Genomic DNA, 24749 nt, shown 5'->3' with positions numbered 1-24749 from the left:
TAAAGCTTTACTTAAAATTAGAAATAAATTTCAATTAACTATAGCAATAAAATACCATGAGACTCTCTCAGCCCTTTGTAACGCCTATGGGTCTCATTCTAGCAACAAGTTTTGCTATCCCTACAGCTGCAGCCGTTTCTGCTACATTATCAACATTTTTATATGCTTCTGGCATCTCTTCAATTACTGTCGCTACATTACTTGCCTTTAGATAAATTCCTTTTTTGTTTAATTCATCAACAACTTCTTTATAAGATCTTTCCCTCTTAGCAGATGATCTACTCATCCATCTACCTGCACCATGAGGTGCTGTAAACCAAGATTTAACCCCGGTTTCAACTCCAGCCAAAATATAACTTGCTGTTCCCATGCTACCAGGAATTAAAACTGGTTGACCATAATCTCTGTATTTTGACGGTATTTCTTTATTCCCTGGAGGAAATGCTCTTGTTGCACCTTTTCTATGAACAACAACTTTTTTCCTTTTACCATCTATATCATATTCCTCAATCTTAGCTATATTATGAGCAACGTCATATACTAAATCCATACCTAGATTTTCTGGATCAGTCTTAAATACTTGAGCAAAACTTTCTCTTGTCCAATGCATTATAATTTGCCTATTTGCCCATGCATAATTAGCTGCGGACGCCATAGCTCTTACATAATCTTGAGCCTCTGGAGAATTGTAAGGTATACTTGCAAGTTCTCTATCAGGAGGAATTGTATTATATCTTCTCATAGCCCTTTCCATTATTTGCAAATAATCGCTTGCTACCTGATGCCCTAAACCTCTACTACCTGTATGGATCATTATTGTAACTTGATTTTCAAAAATACCAAATGCCTTTGCAAGCTTTTCATCAAATACCTTATCAACATATTGTACTTCCAGAAAATGATTACCGCTTCCTAAAGTACCTAATTCATTAGATCCTCTTTTTCTTGCTGCATTGCTTACTTTAGATGCATCTGCTAATTTCCATGCTCCATTTTCTTCTATAAAATCTATATCCTTTTCCCAACCATACCCTTTTTCAACAGCCCATTTTGCTCCATAATTTAATATGTTATCTAATTCAGCATTTGTCAACTTTAATTTACCAGTACTTCCCAAACCGCTTGGAACATTATCATAAATTATGTTTATGAGATCTTTTATCTTAGGCAAAACATCTTTTAAACTTAAACTTGTTCTTATTAGTCTAACACCACAATTTATATCATAACCTACCCCTCCCGGACTTATAACACCATTTTCATCTATAGCCATAGCGGCAACTCCTCCTATTGGAAATCCGTAACCTTGATGGCCATCAGGCATAACTAAACTATACTTTTGTATTCCTTGCAAGCATGCTACATTAATTGATTGATTTAATGTCATATCCTGCTTCATTTTTTCTATCAAAACATCGTCTGCATAAATTATAGAAGGAACCTTCATGCATCCTGTTTTCTCTATCATCCATGTATGATCTCCAATTTTTTTGGGCTCTATTCCTGGCAATTTTATTCACCAATTTCAAAGTATTATATAAAGGTTTAGAATATTATTTCTGTTTTATATATTATAAAAATTATATTAAAAGAAAACAATTTAATAAACCTAGTTCTCACTAAATTTTATGGGCCCGGTTAAATTCATGGCCCGGATAGCTCAGCTGGTTAGAGCGCTCGGCTGTGGACCGAGAAGTCCCGGGTTCGAATCCCGGTCCGGGCCCTCTAATGGAACACTTCATAATAAACTTATCTTATTTATCTGCTGGACGGTAAGCTTAAAGGGTTTGATTGCAATTTATAGTATGATTAAAATGATGGGAGAAATAATAAATAATGCGATTGTTAAAGTTGTGATAGAAATAGAAGATCTTTATTTTAAAATACCGTATTCCATAGAAGATAAATCTATGGAAGATGCATTATATGAGCTTTCTTCTCTTTTAGAATATAATAAACAAAAAGAATTCATAAAAAGACCTTATAGTGGTATAAATTATGAAGCCAAATTGCTATCAGATTTAAGCAGAGCATTAAGGATTAGAATGGAGATGATGAAAACAGTTAACGTTTCTGGTATTGAATACTTCAGCAAAAGATTGGAAGAGTTTTTAGAAAAAATGAGGTTATCATTAGGCTATAACCCTCATATACCTTTAATATATAACGATAAAACTAGGTCAAATATTAAGATATAATCAAGATATAAATTTTATTTTTATAATATAATAAACGCCAACCAATGAAGCAAATAAGAGGGTCGACTGATATATGATGATAGTTGGAACTGCAGAGGTTGGTGTTTAATTTGAATATTGGTATTATAGGAGTTGGAAATGTTGGAAAAAGAGCTGCTTATTTATTAAAAAATGAAGGATTCAATGTAACGCTATTTGATTATAATGAAAATTCTTTAAAAAAGGTATCAAATGAGTTAAATTTGAGTTACAAAAAAGTGAATGTATTAGATATGCAATCTTGTCTTTCTTTAAAAGACATTGATTTAGCAATAACTTCATTACCAGGAAGCATTGCTTTTAATGCACTAAAAAACATTGTTTCATTAGGAATTAATGTTGTAGATGTTTCTTTTTTCCCTGAAGATCCAAAAGATATAGGAGAAATTGCAGAAAAAAATGGGGTTTCTGTGTTATTAGATGCGGGCGTTGCTCCTGGATTATCTAATATGCTAATTTCATATGGTATGAACAAGTTGGGCAAAATTAATGGAGGAAGAATTTATGTTGGCGGAATTACGCAAATGCCAGACCCTCCATTTGGAATAATAGCAAGTTGGAATACAATGGATTTAATAGATGAATACAGAAGAAAAGCGAGATTAATATCTAATGGTAAAGTAATTGAAATGGATCCATTAAGCAGCGAAATTGGCAAAATATATGTGAAGGGAGTTGGAGAACTAGAATATTTTCCCACAGATGGATTAAGATCTTTGCTTTATACATTTAACAAATTAGATTATCTTGCTGAATACACATTAAGATGGCCTGGTCACATAGAATTTATGAGAGGCCTTAAAAAACTTGGCTTGTTAGACCATAAAAAGATTAAAATTAATGATGCGGAAATATATGCCGATGAATTCCTAAGTAATGTTATTGCATCTTATAAATCGAATCTAAATGATATTGTTGTTTTGGTCGTAGAAACTTTAAATAAAGATAAGGGAATTAGATTTACTCAGATAACGACACCTGAAAATGATTTCACAGCAATGTCAAGGGTTACTGGTAGCTTTTTATCGTATGCTGGAATAGAATTTATAAAAGGAAAAATAAAGAAGAAAGCAGGTCTTTTATATCCTGAATATCTTGGAGAATTAGATACCGGTGAAGATATAATTAACATGATGAAGAAAGATGGTATGCCAATAATAGAAGAAATTATAAAATAATTTATTCTTCATCCTTTTTCAAATCCTTAACTTCGCTTTCTCTATTAAAATATTCCATTATCTTTAAAACTGTAGATGATCCAATGCCGCTAATTTTTAATAAATCTTTTGGATTAGCCGTAGCAAGACTTGCTAAGTTTTTATACCCAGCATTGTAAAGCTTTCTTGCCCTAACACGACCTACTTCAGGTATGTTAACTAATTCTAATAGTTCTGTCTTTACCCCATTTTCTATTCTTTTCTCTAATAGCTTAAATTGACCAACTACATCACTTGGTAGACCCAATACTTCACAGATTTCTCCTAATGATCTTGTTACCCACTTAGCATTATCTGTTAACGATGCTAGGTCTCCAGGCCCTATATTATAATTTTCTGAAATCTTATCTTCTGAAACTTCATTTATCCAATCCTTTAATACAAACATTGTTTTTATGATTTCAACTTCATCCGGCCCCATCCAATCTATTATATCAATTAATTCTGGTGCATCCTCTATAACCCTATCCATAATTTTGTCTTCTTCAGACTTATTTACAATAAAGGGGTTTATATCTGGCATTGAGGATATTATATATAAAATTAATGTCTCATTAATTTTCTTTATTTTATTTAATATATTCTTTAAAATTGGTATGCTTTCAGGGTCTAGATAAGTTTTTGATGTGACATATCCAAGATTTGTTGGAATTAATTTTTTGTTCTCCTCATTAATTAGTTCCCAATCAATTAATTGTTTAATAGCTGTTTTTAGTAATTGCGTAATAGTCTTTTCACCCCTTTGTATATAATATAAAGTTTTCTTATGTAATTCATATATGCTTTCATAATCATTTGCTATACCAGATGCAACGGCCCCTAATACTGAATGCCTTAACCCTTTAAGACCGGATAATTTGCTTTCAAGCCTTTCTAAATTCCCTTTTATATATATTTGAAACAAATCTTCAAATTCATCAGATTTTTTAGCGGCAATAATTGCTTCCCCATATGGATCTAGACCAGGCCTACCAGCCCTACCTGCTAATTGCTTATATTCTGATACTTTTATTGGTGATCTATAACCCCTTTCAAATCTATAATACTCCTCAACTATAACCCTCCTTGCTGGCAAGTTAACTCCTGCAGCCAAGGTTGGTGTTGCGAAAATGGCTGTTATCGCATTTCTTTCAAACGCTTCTTCAACAATGCTTCTTTGCTCATTTGATAATCCTGCATGATGATAAGCAACCCCTTTTAAAATCAATTGAGATAATTCTTCTCTTAAACTCCTAGGTCCATTTGTTGATAAAATCTTTTTGGAGAAATTTTTTGCTAAATTTTTATCATATTTATAATATTGGTAAAAACTTGATGATTTCTTTGCTAATTGAACTACCCTCTTTCTAGATTGGGAAAAAACTAATGATTGTCCTCCTTGATTTGACTCATCTATTATTAAATCAATGCTTGGTTCCTTGGCTATAGTTTCTATTTCTTTTGTTTTACCATCAATGAATTTTATTAGTCCATCTTTGTAAACTCCTTCATATAGAGGAACTGGTCTCCATGTAGAATATACAAGGTCAGAATTTATCCATTTAGATATTTCCTCTGCATTTGGAACGGTTGCACTTAATGCTACTATTTGCAATTCTGGGTTTTTATAAAGTATTTTTGATATCAAAGTTTCTAATACAGGACCTCTTTTTTCATCATCTACATAATGTACTTCATCTATTACAACACTCCCTATTTCATTTAAAATGTTTGGAGAGTTCCTAATTATAGAATCAAGCCTTTCATATGTAGTTATTAAAATATCCGACTTTGGAGGGCCTTCCTCATAATCGCCAATGCTTAACCTAACTTTATAGCCCATTTCTTCAACTCTTTTAAATTCTCTATATTTTTGAGATGCTATGCTTCTAAGGGGGGCAGTATATATGGCCCTTTTCTTCTTTTTGTTTAATGAATTTAAGATTGCATCAAGTGCAATAAATGTTTTACCAGAGGCTGTGGGGGATGCAATTAATAAACTTTTTCCATTTTCCAAGTCTTTCTCTAATGCCATTTGTTGAGGTGGATATAATGACTCATAGCCCATCAATTCCATTAGTTTTTTTGTTATATCATTTGGCAATTCTAATCCCTTCTTATTACATTATTAAGAGGCTTTATATACTAAGTTTTAACTTTCCTTAAAAGATATTCCTTAGGTTGCTCACAGTTGCTTTACCATTTTTTATTAAATTGTCTCATGAGGAAGTTAAATATATAATCAACAAGCTACCACAAAATTAGGAATAGAAAATCAAATTAAATTGATTTCATAAAGTGGTATTGAAAAAACTACAAAAACTACATCTAGGCTGGCTTATAGCAACCATTTCTAATTTCTATAATCATGCCTTCTCTATGTGCTCTTTGAAGGGCCTCAATTACCTTATCTTTTGCAACCTTATGATTATTAACTATATCATTAACTAAATCTTCAGATCTAACGCACTGCTTAGTTTCTGTTAAACGCTTAAGCGAATCAACTAGGATTGACATCAATTTTCTTGATTGTAAACTTGCCCCTGTTGTTATTATATTTGCATCTATTGTGTTAGTTTCTATATCAAGACCAACGCTTGTTAAGAAAGACACAGTAAGCCTTATAGCCTCTTCTGCGTCTTCCTCTGTTATTTCATTTTTCAATGACATCTTAGCATGAGCTTCTGCTAACCTTACTATAGCTTCTAATTGTCTTGCTGTTATTGGTACTGGAGTTTGGCCTCCTTCTTGGTTTGAACTGCTTAATGCGCTACCCCTCAATGCCACGAAAAATGTTTCTATTAAATTCTTTGCCTCTTCTGTAAGCTTTGGTTTTACATACCTTTTTGCATATATAATATATTTCTTTAATAGCTGTGGATCTATTTCAGGTGCAAACTTATCATAATCGCTATGGACATCTAATATATGCCTTGCTAATCTTCTATCTTTTTCCATCTGAATAAAGTCTCTTACTACAAAAATTAAATCAAACCTTGATAATATTGTTGGCGGTAAAATTACATTATCCGGAAAAGGCTTATTTATATCGTACATACCCCATTTTGGATTTCCTGCTGCCAAAACGCTTGCTCTAGCGTTAAGTCTTGCAACAATACCTGCTTTAGAAATACTTATTGTTTGCTGTTCCATAGCTTCATGTATAGAAATTCTATCTTCAGGTCTCATCTTATCAAATTCATCTATAATTGCTAAACCTCCATCTGCTAATACAAGAGCTCCTGCTTCTAAATAAAATTCCCCAGTCCTAGAATCTTTAACAACCGTAGCAGTTAATCCTGCCGCGGTAGAACCTTTACCGCTTGTAAAAACTGCCCTAGGCGCAACTCTTGATGCTGATTGCAATAATTGACTTTTTGCAACACCTGGGTCTCCAACAAATAAAACATGTATATCACCTCTTATCCTTGTTCCATCTGCAGCCTGCTTTGGAATACCTCCAAATAATTGTAAAGCTATTGCTTCTTTGAGATCCCAATGACCAAAAATTGTTGTTCCAATGCTAGAAATTATTTTTTCCCTAATCCATGGATCCTTACTTAAATCTAAAATTTTTTCCTCATCTTCTCTTGTTATACTTATCTCTTCCAATACCTTTTCTGAAACTTTAACACTATTTGCTTCTAAATACAATTCAAACAATGGACTTAATGATGTGCTTCCAGTTTGCTGTAGTTTAACGCTTCCTACAATTGTTACCCTATCTCCAGGTCTTGCAATATCTACTAAATCATCCATTAGCTGTACTGGTATACTTCTAGGCATTTGACCTCCTGGAACGTCTTCAGGCTTTTCTTGGATTGTTAGCTCTTGCCAATCAATATAAAGCGATTTATTTTTTACTAATGTAAATTTACCCCCTGCTTCTCCGCATATAGGACAAATAGTAGGCTTTTCTATCTTATCTTCTAGATATTCATTTTCTTCAGCTGGCCAATAAAATTCCGCATTGCATCCTTCTTTTTCATGTTTAAATGTAGCCTTAATCATCTTACTTCTAATTGGATGCATCCTAGTAATTATACCCTCTATTTGTATGAGTTTACCAGCATGATTAGTTCTAATATCTCTAATCTTTATTGTATTGAACAAACCATAGATCCTTATATGGAATTTGTTTTTCTTCTCAGCATAGCTTGGATCTTCACTGGAAACTATATCTTTTAATGCTTCCCCAAATTGATTTAAGATTTCCTCTGGATTATCTATTAATATTTCTGCTAAATTTGTATTATACCTATATAAATCAGGATAATCAACGTTTAGACTTGACATATCCATATTCATCATTCTATGTATCCTTTCAACATATTTGAATGCCCCAGTAGAATCTCTAAAATTCCTTAGAAAGTCCTTAAATTTCTCTCCATAACTTATTTCTTGAGAAACTTCATTGCTCATTGTTAACCCCTCCCTTTGATAAATTTAATATGTAACTTCTCCATGAAAATATGATATTTTTTATTGTAGAATAAATTAAGAATTCTTCTGGAGTCATACGATCCCTTAAATCATCTCCATTTGTTTGAGATAGCCTAATTAATTTAAGCAATCTGCTTTCTGAAAGCTCAATAAAATTTTTCTCTGCCGCCTCCCTATCATTTATTAACATATGAGTAGGATTTTGAGAAATTGCTTTATCTAAGCTCTTTATAAAACTACTTATTTTGATATAAAAATCTTGGGGTAGGGGAGATAGTTGATTGGGTGCTTGATTTCTTTTTTCCTTAAAATGATATGAATTCAAATAATTTATATCAACCTCTTCTTCTTTTATGTCTGCAACATCTATGCTCTTAAGATACAGTGCCTGCCATCTTGGTAGATCTATTTCATCGCCTTTTTTTGCGTTTATTGTTCCACCTGAAAGAGATAAAATATAGTCTTTTTTCATTAAAACCTTAGTCCTCCTCACCATTGAATCATAACTTAGCAGCTTTAGTCTTTTTTCAAATTTCAACCTAACTACCCTATTTAATAATTAGAAACGGAAACGTATAAGGAAGATTGAACTCTTTTAATCTTCTTTCTTTATCTTACTCTCAACTTTTACATTTGTTATCATAGTATTGGGATACATTCCTAGGGAATCTTTCTCATATTGCTTAACCATGTCCCATACAGCTAATAAACCTGCAGTAACTCCAGCTAATGCATCCATTTCTACACCAGTTTCAGCCTTAGTTTTCACCTTAACAGTTATTTTAACAGTATTTTTATCATAAGAAAAATTAACACTAACACCTGTTATAGGTAATGGATGAGCTAATGGGATTATTTTTGATGCATCTTTAGCTGCCATAATAGATGCTACAGAAGCCACTGCCTCAACATCACCTTTTTCTATTTCTTTATTTAATATTCTTTTTATAGTTTCTTCCCTTAATTTTATTTCCCCACTTGCTACAGCCTCCCTATAAATAATTGGTTTATTAGTAACATCAACCATCTGAGCCATTTTTACACCCAATAAAATAATACATTCTAACCTTAAAGGTTTTCAATTTCTTTAAAAATCTCATATAATCCGCTTATTTTAGGATCTCTTAAATCTATCATATAAATTCTAAGCCTACCATACCTTTTTTCCTCTACAATTCCCATTTCCTTAAGCTCTTCCATATTTTTTACTATGACATCATGATGCAAGCCTGTTAGCTTTGCAAGCCTAGATATATTAATTTGACCTTCTTTCATTAATACCTTCAATATCCTTACTTTTCCTTTGCTTGCTAAAATCTTCTCAATATCCATTCTTAATTACCTTGTTCTGGTTTAGGCCCTCCAATTCTATCTAATAATATAGATTCTAAAACTTCTTTTAATCTCTCAGCTGGTATATCTAATGGTAATCTTATAATAGTTGTTTTACCTCTAATTCCTTTACCTGATATCTTGCTTTCAATTAGACCCATATTATTTAAATTCTTTATGTATTCATAAAACTGTGTATGTTTCCTAGGCTCTTCCCCATATGCATAAGAAAGGTGAGAATATTCATCCTCAACTTCCCCACTAGTTAGCCATCCCCCCTTAGCTACCAATAAATTAGAAATAGATTGCAATATAAGCAACTCATGTAAGCTTAATGCCCTTATTATATCTAAAGGTATATTTGAAACTGCATTAGTACTCAGAGCTTCTCTTACATGCCTTTCTTCTATTCTACCAGAATTTTCTGCATCAGCTATCTCCGCTGCCATCCTTAAAGTAAGTATAGCCTTTCTGGCACTTCCCTCTCCTCCCTTTATATCATTATATCCATAATAATCTGCAATCATGTTTAAAATATCTTGATTATAAGAATTCTCATAAAGTCCCTCAATTGCCCTTTGCTCAATTATTGTCTTCAATTCATCGCTGCTATATGGTCTTAGATGAACCCTAAAACCTATTTGAGATTCTACTTGAGGTATTCTTTCTTTCATATAACTTAAAATCCTGAAGTCTTGTGAAACTAGCATGAAATTAAGCCTATTAATATTATCCTTTGGAGGAATTTCTTCATAGACCCTAAGAAGAAGATAAAATTCATCATCGCTTAGCTTAGAAGACATAAGCAAGGATTGGAATTCATCTAGTATAATTAATGCATACGCATCTTTTATATAAAGAAAATCCGAAATTGCTTTTAATACTTCTATAGTTGCATTTCCTCTAACAGGTATGTTCATCTCTAATTCAGAAACTATTCTAGAAAGTATTTGATGCAAGCTAGATGCACCATAAACGTTTATATAAACAGGCTTGAAATTTATACCCTTATCTTCCGCCTTCTTAGATAAAACCCTAGAAACATATTTTGCTAAAGTAGTTTTTCCTATACCTACCTTACCTATAGATCCATACAAAACAGTAACATCAGTAGAACCGGAACCTTCACCAAGCCTTGATAAATACCTTGTTATTAACACATTTGCCTCAGAATCTCTAACAAGTAATGTTGATGGAATATATGTTTCATCAAATACTCCTCTATTAGTAAATATTTTTCCAGACATGATTCAGCCCCTTCAGCAATGAATATTTAATCATATTAATCACTTTCAGTAACCTCATTAACTAATCTCACTCTCACTTCTGAAAGTATTCTTTAAACTTGATATAATTTTTGCTATTACTAATAAACAGTTATGCATGAGGGGCCGCATTTTCTAATAATACCGCTTGTTGAAACAAATATTTCATCTATGCTTTCTAAAATGAGAGCATTACTTGATTTCTTTGTTAATTTATATCCATAGCTTATTATTAAATCTGAAATTTCATTTTCTTTTATTACATTTTTTAAAGGTTCCCTAAGATGTACTATTAATTTTATAAAGCCTTTAGGTAAGATTAACAAAGAATTTTCTATAACATATTTTAAATCATTACCACATGATTTTACTGGAACAATTCTGCTTAGAAATGCATGTTGATAGGCTAAGACATTTTTCATAATTGCATCTATATTATTTTCTTTTAAATAAATTAAGAAAACACCATTATATTTTGATTCTAATATATAAGCATTTGGATCTTTTTCGAATATTGTATCGCTTATTTCTTCAAATGCCCATGATTTCTTGTTTGGTAATGAAACGGCAATTAAATTTGGGCAGAGGGACAAATCTCCTTTAGAAAGCATTCTTTACACCTCGGATTTTTTGCTTTACAATAAATTCTCCCAAATGTTATTAATAACTTATGGGCTTTATTCGATAGATCAGGCCCAAAAAATTCAATTAATGCTTGAGATATACTTTTATAAGAATTTTTATCACTTAACCCCCATCTCAATGCAATTCTTCTTATATGTGTATCAACAGGAAATACTGGATAATTCCTTGTGAAAGATAAAAATACATCACTAGTCTTTTCTCCAATTCCAGGAATTCTCATTAATTCATTCTTTAATTGTAAAGGATCCTTTTCTAACAAATATTTTTCTCCTTTTTCTTTTACAAATTTTGCAAGTTCTATTATTGAGTGGGATTTTTGCTTTGGAAGGCCTGCAGTTCTTATTATTTCTGATACATTATCTACACCTAAATCAACTATTTTTTCTGGATCAAGCCCTGTTTTTTCATAAAGATTGTTAAATGCCTTTATCGCATTTTTATCTGTTGTATTTTGGCTTAATATTATAGAAACCAAAATAGAAAATGGATTATTATTTTTGCTCATAGCTACAACTGGAGCAAAATCATTATCATTTATTTCTAAATTCTTAGCAAGCACCTCATAAATTTCTTTCCCATTGCCTTTAATTCTGTTCAACATTTTCACCAATTCGCATAGAGAGCTCTCGTTCATCGGGTATAAACCCTCACTCGGTTTGCTTCAGCACATCAATTAATAATATTAAATAGAAACTTATTAATTATGTTGATAAAACAAAATTAAAAAGCATCAACGTGAAAACGTTAATAATACTTTAAATTGCAATAAAGAATGGGGATAATAATGATAGAAATACTTTTGCAGCCAATTGGAGATATAAACCTAGATGATGTAGATTATATAATTCAAAACATTCCTAATCATTTCCCATTTGAAATTAAAATTTATCCTCATTTATGGTCATTGCAACCTCCATTTAATGCTTATAATATAAATAGAATGCAATATGATGCTGAGATTATAAATAAATTTTTATATGATAAATATAAAGAATTCTTATCGAAAAAAAGTAACTTTGTTTTAGGCGTTTCAATGTTAGACGGATATTATTTCAATTTAAATTTTGTTTTTGGATTAGCAAATATTGAAATGAAAGTTGCTTCCATTTATACAAAGAGATTAAAAAATTTTGATCAATTAAAATATAGAGAGAGAATATTAAAGGAAAGTATACATGAAATTGGTCATTTATTCGGCCTAAAGCATTGTAATACTTATAAATGTGTTATGAATTTCAGCAATAGCGTAGATGATGTAGACAATAAAAATCCAGATTTTTGTGATAGATGCAAACTTGATATAATGCAATTTTATGAATCAACCCTTAGAATTTAGCCAATATCCTAAAGCATCTATCACATTCTCTTCAGATTTAAGAGAACTTAAAGAAATCAATGTATTTACTTCAACTATGCCTTCTATCTTCATTATTTCTTCTATAGCCTTAGATGCTTCTCTTTGAGAAGGTGCATACAATTTAGCTAAAAATTGATAAGAACCTGTTATTTCATGTAATTCCACAATATAATCCAACCTTACTAACTCTTTTTTAACTTGAATTAAATTTTCTGCCCTAACTTTTATTAATAGAAAAACTGTCATCGCAAGTCCTATTTTTAACGGATCCACTTTTACCGTGAAGCCTTTGATTATTTCATTCTCTTCTAATTTCTTTATTCTCAAATATATTGTGGCTTCACTTAAATTTAATTCATTAGCAAGCTGCCTCCAAGGTTTTCTTGAATCTTTTTCTAGATTTTTTATAATTAATATATCCTTATCATCAATTGTCTTTTGCTTCATTATCCTTACCCCCATCTAAGAACTTTCTATTCATTACTCATATAATTAATTAGCTTTATAGCCAAATCTGGTCTAGAAGCTAATGCTTTAATTATCTTAAGTTTATTCATGTTACCTAATGCAACCTCAGCATGAACTTCTGCTGGCATGCTAGATAGTAATTCTCTCCTTCTTTGTCTATCCATTGATTTTACTCTCACTAATATTCTTCTTTGAATCCTGATAGCGTTTGTAATTTTTAAATTATGTAAATGATTTTTAACATTTTTTCCTTCATTAATCGCGTTAGCAGCCTCAATGCCAGAAATTAAAGAAGGTCTAATCCCTTCTCCAGTCAAAGGTAAAACAAAACCTGCTGCTTCTCCTATTTTTATTAAATTATCATTAAAGTTTAAATCAACTCCTCCAACCGCTATTTGTGCACCTTTAATATCATATGTTGTAGAATTAGCTAATAACTCATTACTTTTTATGAATTTATTTAGAAGAGTAGATAACTCTTCAGTACTCCTATAACCTCCAACTCCAACCTCAACACCATCTTCAGTGGGAAATATCCAATAATATCCAATTATTTCTGTATCAAAAAATATAATAAGTTTCCTTAAATCCTCTATGTCTTTTGATTTGGCAATTGTTTGGATTGCATTTATTTTTTCTCCATTATAAAATGAGAAACCTCCTGCGATGATGCCTTCTTTCACTTCCTTTATATTTCCATTTTCTCTTACAGTATTTCTTAGAGGATTATAGCCAGAATTTTTATAAATTTCAGCTCCCGATTCTGCTATTAATGATTCTAAAAAGTTTTCTTTATCTATAATATATCCTTCTAAAAAGTTTTCTTTATCTAGTACCTTTTTTTCATCCACATATAATTCTACTCCATTAACCGTTTTTAATACAAATTGCTTTGATATTTTAAATGGCAAATCCTTAACAGAAGGTATTCCAAGACCGCAAGGTTTCATTGCAAGTCTTTTATTAGCTTCGTAAATTTTGACTTTATATCCATGTTTAGATAAAGCATATGCTGCTGCAGCTCCAGCAGGTCCTGCTCCTATTATATTAATTTCTTTCAATTCTTTCTCCCAAATAGCAAGGTAAAATTAAAAATAAAATTTTTTAATATAAAACAATCCTCTTTTATCCATAATACAAAATCTAATCAAATACAAGTTCATTATTTTAGTTAAGATAAGATCAAAAACAATCTTATAACTGAAAATATAGATATAAAATAATCTTCCTTACCAACATGATCTCCAATAATAAAGACAGAGATTTTTGTAAAGATATCAATTAATATGGTATCATAAATAATTTTGTAACACTAGGGAAAAATTCAACAAAAATTAAAAGAGTAAACAAAGAAACCAAAGGGACTGTAATGTTATCATCTATCTTATTCCATCTTTCAACTAATGTAGCAAATACCGCTGCTATAATTCCAGCTAATCCAAATCTCAAACCTACAATAACGCTAACAACAAGCATACCCAAACTTCCTTCCCAACCTTTTACTCTCCTTTTATATCTAATGTTTCTTATTATTCCAGTTATTCCATCACCCCATGACATCATCAAAGCGGGAATTACACCTAACCAAAAGCTCTTATCAATAAACCACGTAAGAAAGATAACTATTCCCCACATTAAAGCAAAATGTACCTCATATTCATTTTCTGGATCTTGAAACCAATACATAAGCTTTCCTGTTTTATGGAGGTAGTAAGTCAATATAGATATTAGTAATGCCATGATCAATGGATATATCGGCTCTTTAAAAGTAAAAGGTAGTAGAAAAGCTACTAATCCACCAGCTAAAATATGAATTACTTTCCTAGAAAAATATTTTGCTGAGTGATCACTCCAACCCCTTTTTATAGCTATATTATAAGTTAATCTTGCTAAATAGATTGTAACAAATATAACCCAAAGCATCATTATAACAGCTATTAATGTATCATGAATCATTTCCGAATATGTTATTAATAACATATCGTTCACAATAAAAATAAATATACTATCTAGTTTAAAAATTATTACTATATTACTAAATAAATTTAAATATAAAAATTAATTTATTTTTAACATTTGATTATCTTATCAATTATAAACAAAAAATTATAATAAAGAAAATATAAACACATATATTAATAGATTATCCTAAAAAATTTAAAAACTCTATTTATAACTAGATTGGTGGGAGTGAAGTAGGTATGAAAAACGAAAACAATAATAATATTAATAACAAAAAAGAAGCATTCGATTTAGAAGAAAAATTATACATGGAATGGTATATGATATGGATGGAAACACCATTCCATGGGGCTCCAGGCGGTTAATTTAATAGACTTTTCTTTTTCAATAGTTTTATGTAATCTATTTTATCTAATTCAGCTTTGTCTTAATCTAAAAATCCTTCTTTTAGTCCTATTATTTCTCACGTTAATCCTAAATATCTACAACAAAATAAATAACCCAACAATTTTCTTCTTTCTTTATTTCCATTTGGGAATATGTCATAGCCTTAACTATGGTTCTATGCTCATGAATTTCATTATTAAATTTTTCTCCATAAATCTTCGCTTTTAGTCTAGTGTTTTTTTCATCAATATTTACTACAAACTTACTAAAAACTAAACCTTCTGAATCCGTATAATATAAAAGAGATTCAATCCATCGATAAAGTAGATTGTATATATCATATCCATCTACTTCAATTTCTATTTCATTTAATGGCATAACTTTATTGGTATCTGTTATAACTTCATAAACCGCAATCGCTGCCTGTTCAAATGACTCATTTAATGAATTTCCTATAGCCTTTATTAGCACATCACTTGTGTGATCTAAAAATTCGTAACCTGGGCATTTATTTAACATACCTCTCTCCAATAATAATTTAATATAAATAAAATTTAAGAGTTATAATTCTATGTGTATTGAATTTAACTAATGTCTGAAACCTTTAGGTATCTTTACCAAAAAAGGTTAACCTTTACATTATAATAAAAAATGTATTTTGATATTATAGACTAGATATAGTTTCAATTTATATAGTAAAATGCGGCGGCCGGGATTTGAACCCGGGACCTCTGGCTTGGGGGGCCAGCGTCCTAATCCAGGCTAGACTACCGCCGCCCATAATAGTAACTAAGAATGAGACTTAAAAATCACACTAATCTTTTCTCATATTAAAATTAATTATTGCATTGAATTAATTTTTATTAAAAATTTTTAATTATCTAACACAATTAAGACAAATACATACACGCATAAAACATTTTAAAAGTTATGATATACATATTTAAAATTAGTTGTCCAGGCTAAAATTATCTGACTTGTTTTAATCTGTAAAGATAAGATTTTACCTTATCAATTTGAGATTATATTATTATTTTTGCAAATGATAACTTAGAGAACTCATATTTGGAACCTTGATATCAATTTGCAATAATTTGATACTTATTATGAAAATATAAAAATTCTTTTTATAAGAGACATTCTTTATCCTAAAAATTTCCATACTAAATCTTTTTAATAGTACTTTCAATGTAAGAATATTGTCCCAATTACTGGAATCAGAAACACTACTATCAATATTATTGCAAACACTATTAGCAAAGTTTTCCTTCTCGTTTTATTTTTAGGCATTATTTATCTCCAGTTTATTTTCTGAATTTGTAATATTTAAGGTTATATTAAAGTTTCATAACAATTGTCTATCATTATAACCTATAGACTATTTTGTAATTTAAATTAAAAATTAAAAATATGATAAAAAATAAAAATTATTACTTATTGTTGTCTTTAGTAATATCTATTCCCAAACCTTTCATAACAGCTACCAGGTCATCAGTTAATATACCGCTTAATGCTGAATATACAAATAATACTGCAGCAACTACTACTGCTAATACGGTATCCCATGGATAAGGTATAATTGAATAGTTTGGCATATATGGTCCTAATGAACTTAAGTATGAAACTATTAATCCAGCAAATATAGTTGCAATGACCCAAAATCCAGCCTTTATTTGAGATTTTGAATATGCTGTAGGGAGACCCCTATAAAGTATATAGGTAAACAAAACTGTAGTTATTACATTTATTACTACCCACAATACAAAGTTCGGAGCAGTATGAGATAGTATTACACTGAATGAAGGTATAGGTTCCATCGTATAATAACTTGCAACCTTTGCTACTATTCCATAATCTAAGAAGTAGATTGTTGTTACAGCCAATGTTATCCAATATATAACGCCTAATACTATGCCTAATGTTAAATTACTTCCCAATCTCTTTGGCATTGTATAAATATAAAATATTGGTATACCTGCTAATATTAATGCATCAACTCCCCATAAGATAGAAAAGGTACTCCAGTAAACTATTAAAAATGATGCTATAAAGGCAATTCCACCTAAAATCCATGGAACAGGTAATTTTAATGGTCTGTGAGCATTAGGTGCAGTTTTTCTAAGCACAACGAGGGCTGAACCACTTATCATATATGTAAACACCGTAGTTGATGATATAAATCCAGCAATTTTAACCCATGCCGGATATGGCAATAAAAACAAAGCACCTATTAACCATGACGCTATTAATGAAAATATTGGTATTTTATGCTTGTTTAATTTTAGAAATAGGTCTGGTAAATGTCCATCAGCTGCCATTCCATAGAAAACTCTCGTTGTTGTTCCTTCATAAATCCAACCTGTACCTGAAGGTGAAACTATAGCATCTATTAAAAGGAATATTCCCCATCCTACAAGGATTGGTATCGCAGATATTTTTAGAATTTCATAAAATGGTCCGTTGGCAAGCACTGATGAGCTTAATCCTGTCCAATTACCGGGGGCTATTGTAACACCTGAGGCTGTTGATACCTTACCCCAATCTACTCCTCCTATAAATGCTACTTGTAATAGAACATATATAGCGACAACTATGATAAATCCAAGAATTGTTCCTAATGGTACATCTCTTTTTGGATTTTTAGCTTCACCGGCATATTCCAACCCTTGTCTAAAACCTAAATATGCGAATGCTATACCAGTTGTTGGTATTGCAAACAATATGGGTGATGAGCCATATGGTAAAAAGCTAGGTGTAGCAAAATTCTTTGGGTGGAAGAAGAGAGAAATAAGTAATATTATTGTTATAAGAGGGACAAGTAATTTCCACCATCCTACACCTGTATTTGTTTTTCCCATTACATGAACTCCATAGTAGTTTAGCAAGAAGAAGAAGGTAAGAAATATAAAAGCTACTATAATACCCAATCCTGTTAATACTGTTAAACCGCTTACAGTAGTGGTAAGGCCTGGCACATAGGAACTCATATATGTTATAACAGCTTCAGCCTCGGCAGGTGCAACGGTTATAGCGCTTAATAGATATGACCATGCAAGAATAAATGAGGCAAAGCTTCCATGAGAATATTGGGGATATCTAACAATTGAACCAGTTTTTGGTATCATACCGGATATTTCCGCAAAAACTAACGCTATAAAAAACATTAGTACACCAGCTACTATCCATGATAGTATAGATCCTGGCCCGACAACAGAGCTTGCATATAATGCGCCGAATAACCATCCTGAGCCTATCATAGCTCCAACTACTAAATATGTTATATCCCAGAAATTCAATGCTTTTCTAAGCTGTTTATCTGTTTCTTCTGCTCTATTAATATATTTTTCCTCTCCCAAAAACATCACCTAACTGATATCATGATTTTAAAACAATAGTATATAAATTTTTAATATAAATAATATATACGTGGGAATCTTACATGTAAAATGAGATTTAATTTAAGTGGGAAATAGCAAATAATCTAACATCCTACAACCAAATTCTAACACTATAAATAGTGGCTCCTCATGATTCTGATCACATTTCTTGTATGAGAGGGAATCTAGAGGATCAGAGAACTCCTCCTATCTGATTGATCTCTTATCGACTATTGGAGAGAACCTCTTGGCTATATCTACTCATCTATCTTATTTTATCAATCTAGTATGGAATGTATTATTAGCATCATATAACATTATTATTGGAATTAATAAAACTCAAGTCACGTATCCTCAAAGGCTTTTAGTAATTTATAAGATTTTTTCACATCAAGATATCATTTTGAAAATCTAAATCATAGATAATAATATTCCTCTTCCATAATTTTTTAAGATTGATAAATATTATTTATTATCTTTTTTATAATACTTTCTTTTTCCTTTTTCAGTTTTTTTAACTTGCGAAGATTTTACCCCAAAAAATTCTAATGAAGTCTGTTTTTTTACTTCTTTTTCCTTAGCATTAATTTCCTCTTTTTTACCCTCTCTTAATCTATCCATTTCTTTTTCTATGTCTTTATATCTATTACCAGCTAAATATTTCAAATCATCTTCACTAAATCCATAAGCTCTTGCTATCATGGCAACCCTTTCTATATTTCCATTTCTAAATATCGTAATTAAATATTGTATAACATCTGATTTTATTACTCTTTGAGATGAAAGTGTTCTTTCAGATAAAATTTTAGCTATCCTATCTCTTGTTTCTCTTAAACTTTTCATTTGACCCATAATCTTTATTTTTTGAGGATATGAAAACCTATTCTTTAAAATTTCACCATTTTTCCTTGCATATGTAATTCCAGGACCAATTAAATCAAAAACATATGATAACATGTCCCAATCTCCTGATTTAGCTCTTTTTAAGAACAATGAAGCTCTTGATAAAGAATCCATAGCCCTGAATAAATCCTCATAATCTCCATATTTTAAAGGCACATTATCATTAAACCATGCAATCAGTGTTTCATAATCCTCTTCAGAATTCATAACTGATCTTCTTGATTGCCATGCTTCTTTCGCATAAAAAACTCCATTTAGTGTTCTCCATAAATCAACGCTTTTATCTCTTCCCTTTACTATAACTGATACCAAATTAAAAGTAACCTTTCCATAACCTTCTGCTACCGCCTCCAAATCATTAATTGCTCCTCTCAAATCTCCCATGCTTTTTTCAGCTATGAATTTTAAAGCCTCTCTTTCGCACTCTAGATTTTCTTTATTACAAATCCCTTGCAAAACAGATATGACCTGATTTAATGTTAATGGTTTAAATTCAACCATGGAAACATATTCCCTTATTGGTCTTAAATTATCCTTCCATGGATCGTTTGCAGTTAATATAATTGGATTCATAGTATTAGGAATTATTTTTATTAACTCGTCTACACCTCCTATATCGCCTCTTGGACTAAGTCCATCAATTTCATCCATCAAAATCAATATCATCTTTTTAAATAAAGGCCTTTTCTGGGATGCATTAGCAACAGTTTTCTTTATATCTTGAGTCCTCCTATAATCGCTTGCATTTAATTCTAACAATTCCAAATCGTACTCATTTGCTATTGCTTCAACAAGGCTTGTTTTTCCCACTCCAGGAGGACCATATAAAAGTAAGGCTTTCTTTTCAGGTCTTTTACCCTCGAGCCAAGAATGAATCCATGTTAGCATTTGGCTCTTAGCTTCTTCCTGATTTATTATATCATCGACTCTTTTCGGTCTATATTTTATAATCCATGGTATTTTTACTTCATTTGACAAAATCACGCACCCAATTTTTTGCCCATCATTGAAAGCCAAGCTAAAAATGCGCTTAATTGAATATCTTCATCACTTCCTTCTGATATTCTAAAATGTATTTCTCCTAAATAATCTGCTATTAATACCCTTAATTCATCATTTATTTTTATATCTGGTCCCATAATTTCTCTATGTATTTGTTTAACTACATCCTCCCCGCTTAATCCATATTCAATCATAACCTTCCTTAAAATTTCTCTAGCCTCAATGAAGTTTCCTTTTAATGCTGTTTCTATCATATCAGTTATATCTTTTGGTCTTGCCATACCAACTACTTTAAATACTAATTCTGATGTGACTTTCCCTAAATATGCTGATGCTTGTAAAATATTTATTGCTTTTCTCATATCACCTTCAGATATTTCAAATATTATATCTAAGGCATCTTCTTCATAATCAACCCCTTCTTTATCAGCAATATATTTTAACCTATCTATAACATCTTCCTTCTTTAATGATGTGAATCTAAAGAATGCACACCTACTTTGTATGGGATCTATTATTTTTGATGGATAATTTGCTGCTAAGATAAATCTTGTTGATGCACTGTATAATTCCATAAGCCTTCTTAATGCCTGTTGAGCATCACTCGTCATATTATCAGCTTCATCTAATAGAACTATTTTAAATGGAATTTCTGGAGGTGTTTTGCTTCTTGCAAATTCCTTAACCTTTTCTCTTATAGTATCTATACCCCTCTCATCGCTTGCATTTAATTCTAACATAAATTGTTGATATGATTCTCCATATAAATCATGAGCTAATGCATGAGCAGCAGTTGTTTTTCCAGTTCCTGGTGGACCAGCAAATAATAAATGAGGCATATTTTTTTCTTGAACGAATTTCATTAATCTTGTTGTTATATCTTGTTGGTTTATTATATCTTTTAGTGTTCTAGGCCTATATTTTTCTGTCCATAGAAGTTCAGTAACTGAACTCATTTTTTCACCATTTATTAAGTGCACATTCAAAAATATAAATTAAACACCAGTATTAATCTTTATACCTAAATGATTTTATATGATTTTTTACAAAGAAGTTTAACAATTAAAGAAGTTATACCCTTAAATTAATTATTATTGATATAGAAAATTATTATCTAATTATTACTTTGTTTTAATAATTTAATATTAAATCTTTAATAACTTAATATTAAACTATTAATTTGGGTGTACGCATTGGTATTGAAAGAAAACATTGATAAATTATTTGATCAAATAGATACATATCAAGGTAAGGCTTCTATCGTTAATTTAAACAATCTAGATAAATTAGGTTTAGGTAAATTAAAAGAGATTCCTTATTCTATGAGAATACTTATTGAAAACCTAATAAGAAATTATGATGGATATGTGGTAAGGGATGAAGACATAGAAAATATATTAAATTGGAGGATTAATGCTGGAAAGGTAGAAATACCATTGCATCCTGCTAGAGTTGTAATGCAGGATTTTACAGGAGTACCAGCAGTTGTAGATTTAGCTACAATGAGGGATGCATTCAAAGAAATGGGGAAGGATCCAAAATCAGTAAATCCACAAATACCTGTTGATTTAATAATAGATCATAGTGTTCAAGTAGATTATTATGGAACATCTTTGGCATTACAGAAAAATATGGAAAGGGAGTTTGAAAGGAATTCTGAAAGATATATGTTATTAAAATGGGCTCAAAAATCGTTTCAGAACTTTAGAGTTGTTCCCCCTGGAAAGGGTATAATACATCAAGTAAATTTGGAATATTTAGCAAAAGTTATATGGATAGGACAAAATAAAAAGGGTCTAATGGCATATCCTGATAGTGTTTTAGGAACTGATAGCCATACAACAATGATTAATGGTTTAGGAGTTCTTGGTTGGGGGGTTGGAGGAATTGAAGCTGAGGCAGTAATATTAGGACAACCATATTACATGCTCATACCTGAAGTTATTGGAGTAAAACTTGTTGGAGAATTAAAGGAAGGCGTTACAACTACAGACCTTGTTTTGTATATAACAGAAAAGCTTAGAAAGAAGGGTGTTGTCGGAAAATTCGTAGAATTTTATGGTGAAGGAATTAAAAAATTAAGTGTTCCAGATAGAGCAACGCTAGCAAATATGGCACCAGAATATGGAGCTACTATGGGATTCTTCCCAATTGATGATGCAACAATTCAATATCTATTAGGTTCCGGAAGAGATCCAAAGCATGTTCAATTAGTTGCAGAAGCTGCAAAGATCTTAGGATTATGGTATGATGAAACTTCTGAGCCTAAATATAGTGATACGATGGTAATAGATTTGGGAGAAGTAGAACCCGCAATAGCAGGCCCAGCTAATCCAGAAGATAGGATTCCTTTAAAGGATGCTAAAAATACCTTAAACAATTTAATAGATAAATATTTGAGTGAAAAGAAAAGAGAGAGAAAATCTGTTACAATAAAACTAGGAAATGATCTAGTTGAACTAAAAGATGGAAGTTTAATTATTGCAGCAATAACAAGCTGTACAAATACAAGCAATCCAAATGTAATGATAGCTGCCGGATTATTAGCCAAAAAAGCTGTTGAAAGGGGACTTAAGGTAAAACCATGGGTAAAGACAAGCAATGCTCCAGGAAGCAGGGTTGTTACAGAATATTTAACTAAATTAAACCTTTTACCTTACTTAGAGGCATTAGGCTTCCACATAACAGGTTATGGATGTACCGTATGTATAGGTAATACAGGTCCCTTAAGAAAAGAAATTGAGGATGTATTAAAGAAAGAGGGACTTTATGCAGCGGCAGTCCTAAGTGGTAATAGGAATTTCTCAGGTAGAGTTCATCCATTAGCAGCTGGAGCATTCTTAGCAAGCCCACCATTAGTTGTTGCATACGCATTAGCTGGTAGAATTGATATAGATTTTAATAGCGAACCTATTGGATATGATCCCAATGGAGAACCTGTATATCTAAAGGATATATGGCCTAGCAGTGAAGAATTAAGAAAAGCTGTAGAAGTTGCCTTAGATCCAAAGGTATATCAAGAAAAGTATAAGGACATATTTGAAGGAACAGATGCATGGAATAAGCTCGAGGTAAAAGAAAGTGATACATTTGAGTGGGATGAAAAAAGCACTTACATAAAGAAACCACCATTCTTTGAAGGATTGAAAGAATTGCCAGAAAAAATAAATGATATTAAAAATGCAAGAGTTTTGGTATATGCACCAGATAGGACTACAACAGATCATATAAGTCCAGCGGGAAACATTAATCCAAACTCAAAAGCTGGCCAATATTTAATATCATTAGGGGTTAAACAAAGCGAGTTAAACTCATGTGGAAGTAGAAGAGGTAATCATGAAGTTATGATGAGGTGTACTTTTGATAATCCAAAATTCAGAAACCTTTTGGTAAAAGATAAAGAAGGTGGATACACAATTTATTGGCCAACAAAGGAAGTAATGCACATATTTGATGCATCAACAAAATATAAACAAGAAAAAATACCTGTAATAGTTCTAGGAAGAAATCAATATGGTATGGGTAGCAGTAGAGATTGGGCAGCAAAGGGACCGTATTTATTGGGTATTAAAGCAGTTATAGCTAAAAACTATGAAAGAATTCATAGAAGCAATTTAGTTGGCATGGGCATATTACCATTAGAATTTATGCCAAATGAAGGTCCTGACGAATTAGGTTTAGATGGTAGTGAAATTTATGATATAATTGGAATAGATGAAAACCTAACACCTCATAAGATATTAAATGTTAAAGCTAGAAAAGAAAATGGCAAAGTAATAGAATTCAAAGTCAAGGCTAGACTAGATACCCCAATTGAGGTAGAATACTATAAACATGGAGGAATATTACATTATGTATTAAGAAAATTGTACAAAGAAACCAAATAATTTTTTATTCCATTTGTATGTTCTCTTAGTTGTGGTACCAATATCTTCACTAAAGGTTCTAATACCTTATTATCCCAGGTTCCTTCAATTGTTTAATATTACAAAATATTGTTATATATTCAAATACTATTAATTTAGAATAAGACTCGTTAAGTGCATCATCAATATTCTAAGCTTATGAAGATGGAATCTTAGCTTCTTCGAATAACGATAACCTATATTTCTTATAGAATTATTATCTAAGATTCATATCCTCAGTATAGGAGATACTATAAGAGTAAAAATTAC

21 protein-coding genes and 2 tRNA genes are annotated in these 24749 nt (G+C 31.1%); 6 read left to right on the top strand and 17 right to left on the bottom strand.

Annotation, left to right across the window (positions count from 1 at the left end):
- Positions 1-67: 67 nt before the first annotated feature.
- Entirely contained in the window at positions 68-1468 is a 1401-nt protein-coding gene (locus CALAG_RS03250; RefSeq protein WP_048816881.1) for an RtcB family protein, read from the bottom strand.
- Between the two features lie 181 nt (positions 1469-1649).
- On the opposite strand from CALAG_RS03250, the gene CALAG_RS03245 reads away from it, so the two are divergent.
- The 3 genes from CALAG_RS03245 (at position 1650) to CALAG_RS03240 (ending at position 3415) form a co-directional block, all read left to right on the top strand.
- Positions 1650-1723, top strand: a tRNA-His gene (locus CALAG_RS03245).
- 94 nt (positions 1724-1817) lie between these two features.
- Positions 1818-2198, top strand: coding sequence for a hypothetical protein (locus tag CALAG_RS07795; RefSeq protein WP_172633878.1), 381 nt, complete (start codon positions 1818-1820; stop codon positions 2196-2198).
- 101 nt (positions 2199-2299) lie between these two features.
- Positions 2300-3415: a saccharopine dehydrogenase family protein gene (locus CALAG_RS03240; protein ID WP_425393260.1), complete on the top strand. Its 1116-nt coding sequence runs from the start codon at positions 2300-2302 to the stop codon at positions 3413-3415.
- A gap of 1 nt (position 3416) precedes the next feature.
- On the opposite strand, the gene CALAG_RS03235 is transcribed toward CALAG_RS03240, so the two are convergent.
- From CALAG_RS03235 to CALAG_RS03200, 8 genes are all read right to left on the bottom strand, one after another.
- Positions 3417-5537, bottom strand: coding sequence for a DEAD/DEAH box helicase (locus CALAG_RS03235; protein ID WP_015232314.1), 2121 nt, complete (start codon positions 5535-5537; stop codon positions 3417-3419).
- A gap of 224 nt (positions 5538-5761) precedes the next feature.
- The gene (gene mcm / locus CALAG_RS03230; protein WP_015232313.1) at positions 5762-7855 is read right to left on the bottom strand and encodes a minichromosome maintenance protein MCM; all 2094 of its coding nucleotides are present in this window, start codon (positions 7853-7855) and stop codon (positions 5762-5764) included.
- On the bottom strand, positions 7845-8414 hold the full coding sequence (gins23, locus tag CALAG_RS03225; protein ID WP_157463178.1) for a DNA replication protein Gins23: 570 nt from the start codon (positions 8412-8414) through the stop codon (positions 7845-7847). Before gins23 ends, mcm begins: the two co-directional genes overlap by 11 nt.
- 57 nt (positions 8415-8471) lie before the next feature.
- A complete protein-coding gene (gene moaC, locus CALAG_RS03220; RefSeq protein ID WP_015232311.1) occupies positions 8472-8912 on the bottom strand; it encodes a cyclic pyranopterin monophosphate synthase MoaC in 441 nt (146 codons plus the stop codon).
- A 32-nt stretch (positions 8913-8944) separates the two neighbouring features.
- Positions 8945-9208 carry an HTH domain-containing protein gene (locus CALAG_RS03215; RefSeq protein WP_015232310.1) on the bottom strand — a complete coding sequence of 88 codons (264 nt, stop codon included), beginning with the start codon at positions 9206-9208 and terminating at the stop codon, positions 8945-8947.
- 2 nt (positions 9209-9210) lie between these two features.
- Entirely contained in the window at positions 9211-10455 is a 1245-nt protein-coding gene (locus CALAG_RS03210) for a Cdc6/Cdc18 family protein (RefSeq protein ID WP_015232309.1), read from the bottom strand.
- A gap of 119 nt (positions 10456-10574) precedes the next feature.
- Entirely contained in the window at positions 10575-11084 is a 510-nt protein-coding gene (locus tag CALAG_RS03205; protein ID WP_015232308.1) for a hypothetical protein, read from the bottom strand.
- Positions 11045-11716 (bottom strand): endonuclease III domain-containing protein, encoded by a 672-nt coding sequence (locus CALAG_RS03200; RefSeq protein ID WP_048816706.1) that lies wholly within the window; start codon positions 11714-11716, stop codon positions 11045-11047. The genes CALAG_RS03205 and CALAG_RS03200 overlap by 40 nt, the downstream gene beginning before the upstream one ends.
- 186 nt (positions 11717-11902) lie before the next feature.
- Here CALAG_RS03200 and CALAG_RS03195 point away from each other — a divergent pair, with 186 nt between their 5' ends.
- Entirely contained in the window at positions 11903-12454 is a 552-nt protein-coding gene (locus CALAG_RS03195; protein ID WP_015232306.1) for an archaemetzincin family Zn-dependent metalloprotease, read from the top strand.
- Here CALAG_RS03195 and CALAG_RS03190 read toward each other — a convergent pair.
- The 3 genes from CALAG_RS03190 to CALAG_RS03180 all read right to left on the bottom strand — a co-directional run bounded on the left by CALAG_RS03190 (position 12437) and on the right by CALAG_RS03180 (position 14923).
- A complete protein-coding gene (locus tag CALAG_RS03190) occupies positions 12437-12922 on the bottom strand; it encodes an Lrp/AsnC family transcriptional regulator (RefSeq protein WP_015232305.1) in 486 nt (161 codons plus the stop codon). The two genes, CALAG_RS03195 and CALAG_RS03190, sit on opposite strands and share 18 nt — an antisense overlap.
- Positions 12923-12948: 26 nt before the next feature.
- A complete protein-coding gene (locus CALAG_RS03185) occupies positions 12949-14004 on the bottom strand; it encodes an NAD(P)-binding protein (protein ID WP_015232304.1) in 1056 nt (351 codons plus the stop codon).
- A 220-nt stretch (positions 14005-14224) separates the two neighbouring features.
- Positions 14225-14923: a dolichol kinase gene (locus CALAG_RS03180; protein ID WP_048816705.1), complete on the bottom strand. Its 699-nt coding sequence runs from the start codon at positions 14921-14923 to the stop codon at positions 14225-14227.
- Positions 14924-15144: 221 nt separating this feature from the next.
- Between CALAG_RS03180 and CALAG_RS08075 the strand changes: the two genes are divergently transcribed.
- Positions 15145-15270, top strand: a complete 126-nt coding sequence (locus CALAG_RS08075) for a hypothetical protein (protein ID WP_015232302.1) — start codon at positions 15145-15147, stop codon at positions 15268-15270.
- A 109-nt stretch (positions 15271-15379) separates the two neighbouring features.
- On the opposite strand, the gene CALAG_RS03175 is transcribed toward CALAG_RS08075, so the two are convergent.
- The 5 genes from CALAG_RS03175 to CALAG_RS03155 form a co-directional block, all read right to left on the bottom strand.
- Positions 15380-15811, bottom strand: a complete 432-nt coding sequence (locus CALAG_RS03175) for an archease (RefSeq protein WP_015232301.1) — start codon at positions 15809-15811, stop codon at positions 15380-15382.
- Positions 15812-15993: 182 nt separating this feature from the next.
- Positions 15994-16069: transfer RNA gene (locus CALAG_RS03170), tRNA-Gly, on the bottom strand.
- A 653-nt stretch (positions 16070-16722) separates the two neighbouring features.
- Entirely contained in the window at positions 16723-18654 is a 1932-nt protein-coding gene (locus CALAG_RS03165; RefSeq protein ID WP_048816704.1) for an APC family permease, read from the bottom strand.
- Between the two features lie 480 nt (positions 18655-19134).
- Positions 19135-20556: a replication factor C large subunit gene (locus tag CALAG_RS03160; RefSeq protein WP_015232298.1), complete on the bottom strand. Its 1422-nt coding sequence runs from the start codon at positions 20554-20556 to the stop codon at positions 19135-19137.
- Entirely contained in the window at positions 20553-21530 is a 978-nt protein-coding gene (locus tag CALAG_RS03155; RefSeq protein WP_048816703.1) for a replication factor C small subunit, read from the bottom strand. Before CALAG_RS03155 ends, CALAG_RS03160 begins: the two co-directional genes overlap by 4 nt.
- A 243-nt stretch (positions 21531-21773) precedes the next feature.
- Between CALAG_RS03155 and acnA the strand changes: the two genes are divergently transcribed.
- A complete protein-coding gene (acnA, locus tag CALAG_RS03150) occupies positions 21774-24461 on the top strand; it encodes an aconitate hydratase AcnA (protein ID WP_425393263.1) in 2688 nt (895 codons plus the stop codon).
- Positions 24462-24749: the final 288 nt, after the last annotated feature.

Source organism: Caldisphaera lagunensis DSM 15908 (genome assembly GCF_000317795.1).
Classification (GTDB): domain Archaea; phylum Thermoproteota; class Thermoprotei_A; order Sulfolobales; family Acidilobaceae; genus Caldisphaera; species Caldisphaera lagunensis.
The sequence above is the reverse complement of the archived record's forward strand: the minus strand, read 5'-3'. Positions and strand labels throughout refer to the sequence as shown.

Coding starts and splice junctions, on each gene's coding strand:
- CALAG_RS03210 (WP_015232309.1), bottom strand. CDS start 10,455: ATGTCTGGAAAAATATTTACTAATAGAGGAGTATTTGATGAAACATAT.
- CALAG_RS08075 (WP_015232302.1), top strand. CDS start 15,145: ATGAAAAACGAAAACAATAATAATATTAATAACAAAAAAGAAGCATTC.
- CALAG_RS03195 (WP_015232306.1), top strand. CDS start 11,903: ATGATAGAAATACTTTTGCAGCCAATTGGAGATATAAACCTAGATGAT.
- moaC (WP_015232311.1), bottom strand. CDS start 8,912: ATGGCTCAGATGGTTGATGTTACTAATAAACCAATTATTTATAGGGAG.
- CALAG_RS03180 (WP_048816705.1), bottom strand. CDS start 14,923: ATGTTATTAATAACATATTCGGAAATGATTCATGATACATTAATAGCT.
- CALAG_RS03175 (WP_015232301.1), bottom strand. CDS start 15,811: ATGTTAAATAAATGCCCAGGTTACGAATTTTTAGATCACACAAGTGAT.
- CALAG_RS03250 (WP_048816881.1), bottom strand. CDS start 1,468: ATGATAGAGAAAACAGGATGCATGAAGGTTCCTTCTATAATTTATGCA.
- mcm (WP_015232313.1), bottom strand. CDS start 7,855: ATGAGCAATGAAGTTTCTCAAGAAATAAGTTATGGAGAGAAATTTAAG.
- CALAG_RS03205 (WP_015232308.1), bottom strand. CDS start 11,084: ATGCTTTCTAAAGGAGATTTGTCCCTCTGCCCAAATTTAATTGCCGTT.
- CALAG_RS03190 (WP_015232305.1), bottom strand. CDS start 12,922: ATGAAGCAAAAGACAATTGATGATAAGGATATATTAATTATAAAAAAT.
- CALAG_RS03165 (WP_048816704.1), bottom strand. CDS start 18,654: ATGTTTTTGGGAGAGGAAAAATATATTAATAGAGCAGAAGAAACAGAT.
- CALAG_RS03215 (WP_015232310.1), bottom strand. CDS start 9,208: ATGGATATTGAGAAGATTTTAGCAAGCAAAGGAAAAGTAAGGATATTG.
- CALAG_RS03155 (WP_048816703.1), bottom strand. CDS start 21,530: ATGAGTTCAGTTACTGAACTTCTATGGACAGAAAAATATAGGCCTAGA.
- CALAG_RS07795 (WP_172633878.1), top strand. CDS start 1,818: ATGGGAGAAATAATAAATAATGCGATTGTTAAAGTTGTGATAGAAATA.